The sequence below is a fragment of the Urechidicola vernalis genome (assembly GCF_031846385.1).
Lineage (GTDB): Bacteria > Bacteroidota > Bacteroidia > Flavobacteriales > Flavobacteriaceae > Urechidicola > Urechidicola vernalis.
On sequence record NZ_JAVRHV010000001.1, the window covers coordinates 836,088 to 848,027 of the forward strand.

Below are 11,940 nucleotides of genomic sequence, written 5' to 3' on the forward strand. Positions count from 1 at the left end.
GCAATTTAACGGCAATTTTCATGCCTTAATTTTTATAATGAGTAACTCATCAGTTTATATTTTAGGAATTGAATCATCTTGCGATGATACAAGTGCTGCCGTATTATGCAACGGAAAAGTTTTATCGAATGTTGTAGCAAATCAGGAAATACACGCTGCTTATGGCGGGGTTGTTCCAGAATTGGCTTCACGAGCGCATCAACAAAATATCATTCCAGTAGTTCAGCAGGCAATCCAAAGAGCAAATATCGACAAAAAACAATTAAATGCCATAGCATTTACACGCGGACCTGGATTAATGGGTTCTTTACTTGTTGGGACGTCATTTGCCAAGTCTTTTGCACAAGGCTTAAACATACCATTGATAGGTGTAAACCATATGCAAGGTCATATTTTAGCGCATTTTATAGATGATGAAAATCAGCAAAAACCAACTTTTCCATTTTTGTGTTTAACCATAAGTGGAGGTCATACGCAGATTGTAAAAGTGAATGATTATTTTGATATGGAAATTTTAGGAGAGACACTTGACGATGCCGTTGGAGAGGCATTTGACAAGTCTGGTAAAATCCTAGGTTTACCCTACCCTGCCGGACCTTATATAGATAAATATGCTAAACAAGGAAACCCAAAAGCGTTTACTTTTACTAAACCAAAAGTTGGAAAACTTGAATTTAGTTTTAGTGGGTTAAAAACAGGCATTCTGAGATTTATACAGAAAAACACTAAGGGAAATCCGAATTTTATTGAAGAAAATCTAAATGATATTTGCGCTAGTATTCAATATACAATCGTCCAAATTCTATTAGAAAAACTTAAAAACGCGGTGAAACTTACAGGCATAAAACAAATTGCAATTGCCGGAGGCGTAAGTGCCAATTCTGAGATTCGGAAAATGATTAAAGACGGAGAGCAAAAATACGGATGGACTACCTATATCCCAAAATTTGAATACACAACAGATAATGCAGCCATGATTGGAGTTTCTGGATATTTAAGTTACCAACAAGGGACATATTCTAAAATTGACGTTAAGGCCACTGCAAGACTTAAAGTCACTGAATGAAAAAACCAATAACTAAATTAGTTATTGGTTCTTCATGATTAAACTGCACTACCAGTTTATCGATTAGGCTTTTTTTACATTGTTAGGTAAAATTATTTTACCCTCCTTAGTATCAACATCTACTTTAGCTCCTTTAGGAATTTTGATGGTGATTTTCTTTTTCATTTTATCCATTTTCGCCTGCTTTGCCTCTATTTGTTTTTCTAGTTCTTTAGCCTGCTTTTCAATTTTCTTTTCCTTCACTTCCATTTCTTCTTCAAACTTTTTCAACTTAGGCTCAATTCTTTCTTCAAAATCCTTCTCCCATTTTTCCATTTCAGCCTCATACTCCTTCATTTTTGGCTCGTATTTTTTCTCAAATTCTTCAGCCCACTTTTCCATTTCCTTTTCGTATTGCTCCATCATTGGTTCATACTTCTCTTCTATTTCCTTCTCCCATTTTTCTTGTTCTTTTTCCCACTTTTTCAAGTAACCTTCTTTATCTTTTTCATAGGCCTTTTGATCCCATTCAATCTTTTTCAAGACTTCCATAGCAACTGCAGGCATTTCAGGAGGCGCAGGATAATTCAAAGAGTCAAATTTTAACGCATATGCAATTACCGGTTCAAAATCGAATTCAAAATTCATTTCAGGAATGTCAATATCAAAATCTCCAAAATCCATATCAAAAGCAATCCCGTTAAAGTCTGGCTTCGAATAAATAATTACTTTATTAGAATTCCCTAAAGCTTCAATCTCCCAACTATCAAAATATTCATCTGCTTCTTCTTCTGAAACACCGTCTATAGATAAAATTGCTTCTACATGCACTTCGTTTCTGTCCCAATGTTCTACTTTAATATCGCTGTCATGTGCATTAATTTCCACGATAACATCATCTTTCACTTTAAATGCTTCTGTTATTTTTTTAGTTCTTGTTTGGGAGAACCCTACAGTTGCACACAATAAAAGTGCAATGAATAAATTATGCTTTGTTGCTTTCATCTTGTTGTTTGTTTAAATTGTCTAATTTCTTTAATTGTGCTTTTAACTTATACATCAGTTTTAATCGCGATTGTAAATTACCTATTAAGGCATCTATAGTTTCTTCACTTATTTCTTCTTCTGTATCAATTGTTGCTATTACTTTTTTATACGATTCTTGTAAAGTTCCTAACTCATCAAAATAGGCATCCAAAAACGCTCTGTTTTCATCTGTAATCTTAATTTTAGAAAACTGATAATTGATATGTGTTAAATAATAATCCTCAACTTTTTTAAGATCTGGAGAAATATCCGCCATCGAATTAATCTGAGATGTGTTACTTTCAATTGTATTAAAGTAATAATACCCACTTAATCCTAAACTTACCACCAATGCAATAGATGCTGCGATTTTCATAAAGAAAAAGGTTGGTTTCTTTTTTGGAAACTCTTCATCTAATCTTGCTTCAAATCTATTTTTGTGACCTTTCGGAATTTTTCTTGAAACCATTTCAGGAGCTTCTTCAAAAAGTTTTCTAATATCCTGTCCCATTACTAGTTTGTTTTAACGATTCTTTTAATTTCTTTTTACCTCTTAATAATTGAGTTCTTGAGTTCACTTCTGATATATCTAATATTGAGGAAATCTCTGAATGATCATATCCTTCAATTAAAAATAACGAGAGTACCAGTTCGTATTTTTGTGGTAATTGAGCAATCGCTGATTTAATTTCTTCAATCGAGATTCCATCTTCAATTTCCCAATCATCATCACTAACCACATTCAAATAATTATCGTCTACATCAGCAAATTTTAATTTTGCTGACTTTAACATATCAATACTCGTATGAATCACTATCTTTTTTAACCATGCGCCAAAGGTCACTTCACCTTTATATGAATCAATTTTTTTGAATGCCTTAATAAAGGCTTCCTGCATTGCATCCTCAGCGTCCTGAGAGTTTTTCATAAATCGGTATGCCACGTTATACATTGCATCACAATATTGATTGTACAGTTTCAATTGTGCTCTTCGATCGTGCTTCTTGCACTTCTCTATGATTCCTAAATGGTGAATTTTCACGTTGCGCTTGATCAGTTAGTGTTTCTATTATTAAAGACGAGACATAATTTGTGATGTTGCAAATTAGTGTGATTTTTTCAAATTCTTTTTTTATAGCATAAAAAAACCTCCAAATTTGGAGGTTTTCTTCTTCATATGATCTAGACTTTAAAATGCTGCATTTACATCCCAAGCCTCTAAGTATTCTTTTATGTGTTTAATGAACATTCCACCTAAAGCTCCGTTTACAACTCTATGGTCATAAGAATGAGATAAGTACATTTTTTGACGAATCCCAATAAAATCTCCTTCTGAAGTTTCTATAACAGCCGGCATCTTTCTAATGGCACCTAATGCCAAAATACCTACTTGCGGCTGATTGATAATTGGTGTACCCATTACACTACCAAATCCACCTACATTTGTAACAGTATATGTACCTCCTTGAATATCGTCAGGACTTAATGAATTTGTTCTGGCTTTATTTGCCAAAGCATTTACAGCTTTTGCCATCCCTACTAAATTAAGTTGATCTGCGTTCTTTATAACGGGTACAATCAAATTACCATCAGGCAATGCAGTGGCCATTCCTAAATTGATATTCTTTTTCTTTACAACTGTCTCTCCATCCGTTGAGATGTTGATTAATGGGAATTGCTTTAAAGCCTGGGCAACTGCCTGCATAAAGATTGGAGTAAAGGTTAACTTTTCTCCTTCTCTTGCCAAGAATTGATCTTTTACTTTTGTTCTCCATTTCGCTACATTGGTAACATCTACCTCTATAAAAGATTGTACATGCGCCGCTGTCTGAATAGAATCTACCATATGCTTCGCAATCAATTTACCCATACGGCTCATTTCTATGATTTCATCTTCTCCACTTACAACTAAAGGAGTAGTTTGTTTAGGTGCAGTTATTGGTTTTGAAGCAGTTTGACCACTCGACTCCGATTGAGGTGACTCAACTGTTTTTGGAGCGCTAGATCTTTTCTCAATATATCCTAAAATATCTGCTTTTGTTACTCGGCCATCTTTACCAGAACCTGCTAAAGATTCTAGTTCTTCCATAGATACACCTTCTGCTTCAGCAATGTTTCTAACTAATGGAGAATAGAATTTTCCTGACTCCCCCGTTTTGTCGATAGGAGTTGTAACAGTTTCCTTTGCAACTTCAACTGTCTTTTCAATTTCTTGAGCCGCCTCCACGACCGGTGAAGATTGTACTACCTTTGTAGTATCTTCTCCTACTTCACCTTCAGTTTCAATAATGGCAATAGTCTCACCAACCTGGACGACATCATCTTTTTCAAATCGTTTTTCTAACAAAACACCTTCTACTTCACTCGGAACTTCTGAATCTACCTTATCCGTTGCGATTTCAACCACGGAATCATCCAATTCTATAGTGTCACCAACTTCTTTAAGCCAAGCGGTTATGGTTGCTTCCGCAACACTTTCGCCCATCTTAGGTAATTTCAATTCAAATTTTGCCATTGCGTTGATTTTTTTGATGCACAAATGTACAAAATTCTAACCTTTACTCATTATTGAAAGTCAATAAAAAGCGAATTGAAATTGCATTATTATCAATAAACTTTAGAATTATTAAATTATAAAGATAATACCTTAATAAAAATGATTATTTACTAATAATTACTCAATTAAATGGTTTTCGAGAAAATTCTTGTAGTTGGTTTATTTTCTCGTAATCTTAAATCAAAAGCCATACATACATTTCGTACAAACATACGGCCTTCTTCTTTCACCTTGAGTTTGTTACCTTCAAATATCAAAAATCCATCCTTCTTAATTTCGGCCAATTGATTTATAATTTCGATTTTCACTTCTTTTGATAATTCGTCATTAAATGTAGTTTCTAAATTACACATTAAATCCAAAATGTGCTTACGAATAGTTAAGTCGATATCTGTTAATAAATGCCCTCTAAAAATTGGAATCTCTCCTTTATTTACTCGTTCCTGATAATCTTCAACGTGTTTTTCATTCTGCGCAAAAGCATACCACGAATCGGAAATAGAAGACATTCCTAAACCTATCATCAATTGGGTTTTACCTGCGGTATAACCCATAAAATTTCTATGTAATTTATTGGATTCCATCGCTAAACTCAAGGAATCAGTAGGTAAAGCAAAATGATCCATTCCTATTTCTACATAGCCATTGTCAAAAAACAACTGCTTCCCTAATTCATATAGATAGCGCTTTTCTACATCCTCTGGTAAGTCTTTTTCATCAAAACCACGTTGCCCAACACCTTTTATCCATGGTACATGTGCGTAACTATAATAGGCAATCCTATCTGGTTTTAATTCAATGGTTTTTTTAATAGTATCTCTAATACTCTCTTCTGTTTGAAAAGGAAGGCCGAAAATTAAATCGTGACTAATAGATGTATATCCAATTTCTCTAGACCAATCATTTACTTGTTTTACCTGCTCAAAACTCTGCACTCTATGAATTGCTTTTTGAACTATAGGATCGTAATCTTGGATCCCGAAACTATTTCGTTTGGCTCCTAAATCAAATAAAGTTTGTAGTTGTTCCTTAGATGTATGATTTGGATGTCCTTCATAACTAAATTCAAAATCGGAATGTTTATCCGCCAACTCAAAAATACCATTTAGTAGTATGCTTAAATTTTCTGATGAAAAGAATGTTGGTGTTCCACCTCCTAAATGAATCTCGCGTATAATAGGCCTCGCATCGAATAAATCGAAATACAATTTCCATTCTTTCAATACCGTTTCTAAATAAGGTTCCTCTACCTCATGTCGTTTTGTTATTCTTTTATGACAGGCACAAAAAGTACAAAGGCTTTCACAAAATGGTAAATGAATGTAAATACTAATACCTTCTGTGGCATTGCTCTCATTAAAGGATTTGATGGTTGTTTGTTTCCAATCTTTGATATCAATTCCTTCTTTATTCCAATACGGAACGGTTGGATAACTGGTATATCTCGGGCCTGGAATATTATATTTCTGAATAAGTTCTGAGTTCATCCTGCAAAAATAATCTCAATTATAAGGTGATTATATGATATCTATCATATTTAACCACTACACCCAGTCTTTTGGATTTTTTAACACCTCTAACAATTTTGCCTCTTCACTTCCTTCATCCGGAATATGATTGTAGTGCCATTGCACATGTGGTGGCAAACTCATTAAAATACTTTCAATGCGACCATTTGTTTTCAAACCGAACAATGTCCCTTTATCATGAATTAAATTAAATTCCACATAACGACCTCTTCTCACCTCCTGCCAATCTCTTTGCTCTTTGGTATATGCTAAATCCTTTCTTTTTTCTACAATTGGAACATACGCCTCTAAGAAACTATCCCCAACTTGGGTTACAAAATCATACCAATTCTGCATAGTCATTTCCTCCGTTTCTGAACAGCGATCAAAAAACAATCCTCCAATACCTCTACCCTCATTTCTATGAGCATTGTGAAAGTAGGTGTCACATTGTTTCTTATACTTTGGATAAAAACTTGGATTGTGCTTATCGCAGGCCGTTTTACAAACGGTGTGGAAATGAACCGCATCCTTATCGAACAAATAATATGGCGTTAAATCTTGACCACCTCCAAACCAAGAGGTTACTGTTTTTCCAGATTTATCATACATCTCAAAATAGCGCCAATTGGCATGTACTGTTGGCACCATCGGGTTTTTAGGATGCAGCACCAAACTCAAACCACATGCAAAAAAATCACAATCTTCTACTCCAAAATACTTTTGCATTGCTGGCGCCAAAGGACCATGAACTGCAGAAATATTTACGCCTCCTTTTTCAAAAACTGTACCGTCTGAGATAACGCGTGTTCTACCTCCACCACCTTCGGATCGACTCCATAAATCCTCTTGAAATTTGGCTGTTTCATCTATGGCTTCTAACTTAGAAGTAATGGTGTCTTGTAATTGTAATATATAATTGTAAAATTTATCTTTCATCATATCTATACCATGGTTTTATTACAATAAGATGCTTTTTCAAAATCTCTAATATTCATAGAAATGATTGGAACATTTGGAAACATCTCCTTTAATTTGCTAACTACTCTTTTCGACAAATCTGCTTTTTGAGCATCTGTTCTTCCTTCCATTATATTTCCAAAAACGTGAATAAAATCTGAGTCACCGCCTTGTACCAATGAGTGTTGAAAAGAGTTCAAACGAACTTTTATATCGTTTCGTTCGAATAAGCCAGTTTCAAAAGCAGTTTCAAAAACTTCTTGTAAAATTTCTCGCGGTTCTCGGACCTTTAATATTTGCTCAGTACAATCTAAAATAAAATGTGGCATTCTTAATTTTTAAAACGTTCGTATAATTCCATATCCATTTCCTTATATTCTTTTGATAAGGTTTTCTGCCATGTAAAACTACAATTTTCGGCGACCTTTAAACTCGCCAAATTTGTTTTATGTACTACAATCTGCAGTCTATTTAAATTAAGATTTTCAAATGCGTAATTTGTCAACTCAGAAACCGCTTTACTCACAATTCCTTGACCTTCGTAATTGTAATCAATACAATAAGCGAATTCTCCTTGTCCTTCAAATTTATGTAACTCCTTAATATAAATTAATCCAACAACTTTTTTTGAATGCTCACCTTTTAAAGTAAACAAATACTCTTCTTTGTTTTTAAATTGTTTATACTTTAATTGTGTAAATATTCTAGATAATTCTGGATTTAAATTTTGCTCCAAGGTTTTTGGAAAGAATTGTTGTAATCTACTTTCATTGGATACCGCAAAGTCACAAATACTCCAAGCGTCCTTTTCTTGTATTTCACAAATGTGAATTACCTCCTTAGGTTTAGATTTTATTTTTAAAACAGAATTAGTCATTAGTCTTCCAAATATACCAATTCATTGGTTGTACATGTGATTTCTTTTATAGTCGAAACCTTAACAGAAGTCTTTTGTAATTCAAATAAGTGTCGATGTATGAAATCACGTGAATCTTCATTATTAATATAAAAAAATGATCTTCCAATTTCATTGTTATGAATATCCATGGCTCTTGATAAAGGATCGTTTACAAATAACTCTTCATGCCAATCCGTTACATCTTTCGTCCAATTCAATATCTTTTCGATATTATTCGAATACCTACTACAGGACTTTGCAATTAATGCATTCCATATTGCATGTCTAAAAGCGTTTGCTTTATTATGTTTTCCATGAATTTTAGGAAACTCCTTTTCAGCAATTTTATAAGTCTTTACAGTAGCAAAAAAGGTTGCCATTGCAAATAACGGGTGTCTTATAAAAAAACGAAAGAAGCCAAACAATTGTTTGGCTTTTATTTGCTTTAAGACAGTTCTTAGTGCCATTTACGCTTCGTACTCTTTCACCGCATCAATAAATGCTTTTGCATTGTCTAATCCAATATTTGGCAGTATACCATGACCTAAATTAACAATATACTTGTCCTTACCGAAATCGTTAATCATGTCCGTCACCAATCTTTTAATTTCTGCTGGTGGAGAGAATAAACGAGTCGGATCAAAATTACCTTGAAGCGTAATTTTATTTTCAGTAAACTTACGTGCCATTTGTGGTGTAATTGTCCAATCTACACCCAAAGCTGAGGCGTTTGAATTTGCCATTTCCTCTAAGGCAAACCAACATCCTTTTCCGAATGCAATAACCGGAGCATCATCTTTTAAGGCCTCAATTATCTGATTAATGTACTTCCAAGAAAACTCTTGATAATCAACTGGAGATAACATACCACCCCATGAGTCGAATATTTGAACAGCATTTACACCAGCTTTTACTTTTTCTTTTAAGTAGGCAATGGTAGTATCAGTAATTTTTTGCAATAAGGTATGCGCTGCGATTGGTTGTGTAAAACAAAATTCTTTTGCTTTGTCAAAGTTTTTTGACCCTTGACCTTGTATACAATAACACAAGATTGTCCAAGGAGAACCAGCAAAACCAATCAACGGAATGTCATCATTCAACATTTCTTTGGTTAGTTTAATGGCATCCATTACATAACCCAAAGTTTCATCGATATCTGGTACTATAGTTTTATTCACATCTTCCATAGAACGAATAGGATTTGGTAACCATGGACCAATTCCGTTTTTCATTTCTACCTCAATATTCATCGCTTGAGGAATCACCAAAATATCTGAAAATAAGATAGCGGCATCCATTCCATATCTACGAATTGGCTGCACTGTAATCTCTGCCGCTAATTCTGGAGTTTGACAACGTGTAAAGAAATCATACTTCGCTTTGATTTCCATAAATTCTGGAAGATATCTCCCCGCTTGACGCATCATCCAAACTGGAGGTCTTTCAACAACTTCTCCTTTTAATGCCCTTAAATATAAATCGTTTTTTATCATTTTATTTGTCATTCTTTCATCATGCTTAATGAAACGAAGTATTCAAAGATTCCTCATTTCGTTCGGGATGACATATTACATTTCAGATACCTTTTTAATTGAAGCATCAATTGCTTTTTCAATTTTCTCTATATCACTTTCGCTCAAAGCAGAAGATAAAAACCATGCTTCAAATTGTGATGGTGGTAAAAACACACCATTTTTAATCATTTCCCAAAAGAAAACACCAAACTTATCGGTATCACTTTTTTGTGCTGATGAAAAATCAGTCACTTCATCCTTAGTAAAAAACGGATTGATCATAGATCCAAATCGGTTTACCACTAAATCAACATTATATTTTTTTCCTGATTTTAATAATGAAGATTTAATCTTCTCAGCAACCACATTAAAGTTTGCATATGGGTCTTGCTTTTTCAATTCAGACAATGTTGCAATACCAGATGCCATTGCTATGGGGTTACCGCTTAGCGTTCCTGCCTGATACATTCCTCCTAGAGGCGCTACCATTTCCATAATTTCATTACGTGCTCCATAAGCTCCAACAGGAAACCCTCCACCAATAACTTTTCCTAAACATGTAATATCGGCTTCTACATTAAATAATTCTTGCGCACCCCCAAACTTAGAACGGAAACCAGTCATAACCTCATCAGCAATTAATAAAATTCCATTGGCGTTACACAACTCTTTTAGTTTCACTAAAAAGTCATCTTGAGGAATTACTACTCCCATATTACCGCCAACTGGCTCTAAAATTACCGCTGCAATATCTTTGTTCTCATCTATATGCTTCTGAACAGAATCTAAATTATTGTACTCAGCAATCAACGTATTTTTAACCGCTTCATCTGGAACCCCTTTACTCCCTGGCAAACTCAACGTTGCTAAACCAGAACCTGCGGCCACCAATAAGGCATCCATATGACCGTGGTAACAACCAGAAAATTTAATGATTTTACTTTTTGAAGTATAGGCACGTGCCAATCGAACTGCACTTAAAACCGCCTCAGTTCCAGAATTTACAAAACGCACTTTATCCATGCCCGGAAAAGCATCACAAACTATTTTTGCCAGTTTTATTTCATCCTTAGTTGATGCTCCAAAAGAGTACCCTTTTTTTGTAGCCTTGGTAATTGCTTTTTGCACTTTTTTATGACGATGTCCTAAAATCATAGGTCCATAGGATAATACTAAATCAATATATTCATTAGCATCAACATCGGTAATTTTACTTCCTTTGGCTTTATCAATAAACAATGGATTTCCTCCAACAGATGCAAAGGCTCTAACAGGAGAATTCACGGCACCTACCAAATGTTCTAATCCTTGTTGGTACAGTTTTTCTGATTTTTTTGTTTTCATACTATATTTTTAATCTGAGCAAAGAAAATAATCTAAAGGCTCTTCGACAGGCTCAGAGTGACAGTTTTACTTTAACAATTTTGCTACTTCTTTGGCAAAATAGGTGATGATAATATTTGCTCCTGCTCTTTTCATAGATAACAAGGTTTCCATCATAACTTTTTCTCCATCAATCCAACCCTTTTCTGCGGCCGCCTTAATCATAGCATACTCACCACTGACATTATAACAAGCAATGGGTCTATCAAAATTATTCTTTAAATCTCTTACAATATCTAAATAAGACAAGGCTGGTTTTACCATTAAAATATCTGCTCCTTCTTGATCATCAAAAGTTGCTTTTCTAATTGCTTCATCCCTATTGGCAGCATCCATTTGATAGGTTCTTCTATCTCCAAAACTTGGTGCAGAATCTGCTGCATCTCTAAAAGGCCCGTAATATGAACTTGAGTATTTTACAGAATATGCCATAATTGGAATGTCTGCAAAACCTGTGTTATCTAATGATTCACGCACCATAGCCACAGTTCCATCCATCATTCCAGATGGTGCTATCATATCCGCTCCTGCTTTTGCATGAGAGATTGCTTGCTTACCAATATTAACTAAGGTGCTATCATTCACTACATCATTATCGTGGATGATTCCACAATGGCCATGAGAAGTATATTCACAAAAACACACATCTGTTATTACATATAAGCTTGGATAATTCTCTTTAATGAATCGAACTGCTTGTTGAATAATTCCATTATCATCCCAAGTAGAAGTTCCTACATCATCTTTATCCTTCGGAATACCAAATAACAAAACGGCTGGGATATCTAAAGCTATAACCTCATCTAATTCCTTTGAAATCGTATCTAAAGAAAATCTATTGATTCCTGGCATGGAAACAATTTCTTTTTCTATTCCAGTACCTTCTTCAATAAACAATGGGTAAATTAAATCATCAATTGATAACTTCGTTTCTTGAACCAATCTTCTGATGTTTTCCGATTTGCGTAATCTTCTAGTTCTGTTCATACTTTTTTATTTGTCATTCTGAAAGCAGTGAAGTTTTTATAGACTCTTCGACAGGCTCAGC

Annotated in this window: 13 protein-coding genes; 1 reads left to right on the plus strand and 12 read right to left on the minus strand. The window is 34.3% G+C overall.

The window, feature by feature from the left end; all coding sequences use genetic code 11:
* Positions 1-37 precede the first annotated feature (37 nt).
* Entirely contained in the window at positions 38-1,066 is a 1,029-nt protein-coding gene (tsaD, locus tag RM519_RS03705; RefSeq protein ID WP_311592201.1) for a tRNA (adenosine(37)-N6)-threonylcarbamoyltransferase complex transferase subunit TsaD, read from the plus strand.
* A 63-nt stretch (positions 1,067-1,129) separates the two neighbouring features.
* On the opposite strand, the gene RM519_RS03710 is transcribed toward tsaD, so the two are convergent.
* The 12 genes from RM519_RS03710 to hemB all read right to left on the minus strand — a co-directional run bounded on the left by RM519_RS03710 (position 1,130) and on the right by hemB (position 11,879).
* On the minus strand, positions 1,130-2,050 hold the full coding sequence (locus RM519_RS03710; RefSeq protein WP_311592202.1) for a hypothetical protein: 921 nt from the start codon (positions 2,048-2,050) through the stop codon (positions 1,130-1,132).
* Complete coding sequence (locus tag RM519_RS03715) at positions 2,031-2,582, minus strand: hypothetical protein (RefSeq protein WP_311592203.1); 552 nt, start codon at positions 2,580-2,582, stop codon at positions 2,031-2,033. The genes RM519_RS03710 and RM519_RS03715 overlap by 20 nt, the downstream gene beginning before the upstream one ends.
* Entirely contained in the window at positions 2,566-3,114 is a 549-nt protein-coding gene (locus RM519_RS03720; RefSeq protein WP_311592204.1) for an RNA polymerase sigma factor, read from the minus strand. Before RM519_RS03720 ends, RM519_RS03715 begins: the two co-directional genes overlap by 17 nt.
* Before the next feature lie 147 nt (positions 3,115-3,261).
* Positions 3,262-4,587 (minus strand): dihydrolipoamide acetyltransferase family protein, encoded by a 1,326-nt coding sequence (locus RM519_RS03725; RefSeq protein ID WP_311592206.1) that lies wholly within the window; start codon positions 4,585-4,587, stop codon positions 3,262-3,264.
* A gap of 167 nt (positions 4,588-4,754) precedes the next feature.
* Positions 4,755-6,116 carry an oxygen-independent coproporphyrinogen III oxidase gene (gene hemN / locus RM519_RS03730; protein WP_311592207.1) on the minus strand — a complete coding sequence of 454 codons (1,362 nt, stop codon included), beginning with the start codon at positions 6,114-6,116 and terminating at the stop codon, positions 4,755-4,757.
* Positions 6,117-6,173: 57 nt separating this feature from the next.
* Positions 6,174-7,076: an oxygen-dependent coproporphyrinogen oxidase gene (gene hemF / locus RM519_RS03735; protein ID WP_311592561.1), complete on the minus strand. Its 903-nt coding sequence runs from the start codon at positions 7,074-7,076 to the stop codon at positions 6,174-6,176.
* A gap of 5 nt (positions 7,077-7,081) precedes the next feature.
* Positions 7,082-7,426 carry a 5-carboxymethyl-2-hydroxymuconate Delta-isomerase gene (locus tag RM519_RS03740; protein WP_311592208.1) on the minus strand — a complete coding sequence of 115 codons (345 nt, stop codon included), beginning with the start codon at positions 7,424-7,426 and terminating at the stop codon, positions 7,082-7,084.
* A gap of 2 nt (positions 7,427-7,428) precedes the next feature.
* Positions 7,429-7,974: a GNAT family N-acetyltransferase gene (locus RM519_RS03745; RefSeq protein WP_311592209.1), complete on the minus strand. Its 546-nt coding sequence runs from the start codon at positions 7,972-7,974 to the stop codon at positions 7,429-7,431.
* Positions 7,974-8,462, minus strand: coding sequence for a DUF6973 domain-containing protein (locus tag RM519_RS03750; protein ID WP_311592210.1), 489 nt, complete (start codon positions 8,460-8,462; stop codon positions 7,974-7,976). Before RM519_RS03750 ends, RM519_RS03745 begins: the two co-directional genes overlap by 1 nt.
* Positions 8,463-9,488 carry a uroporphyrinogen decarboxylase gene (gene hemE, locus RM519_RS03755; RefSeq protein WP_311592211.1) on the minus strand — a complete coding sequence of 342 codons (1,026 nt, stop codon included), beginning with the start codon at positions 9,486-9,488 and terminating at the stop codon, positions 8,463-8,465.
* Positions 9,489-9,563: 75 nt separating this feature from the next.
* Positions 9,564-10,853: a glutamate-1-semialdehyde 2,1-aminomutase gene (gene hemL / locus RM519_RS03760; protein ID WP_311592212.1), complete on the minus strand. Its 1,290-nt coding sequence runs from the start codon at positions 10,851-10,853 to the stop codon at positions 9,564-9,566.
* Between the two features lie 66 nt (positions 10,854-10,919).
* Positions 10,920-11,879: a porphobilinogen synthase gene (gene hemB / locus RM519_RS03765; RefSeq protein ID WP_311592213.1), complete on the minus strand. Its 960-nt coding sequence runs from the start codon at positions 11,877-11,879 to the stop codon at positions 10,920-10,922.
* Positions 11,880-11,940: the final 61 nt, after the last annotated feature.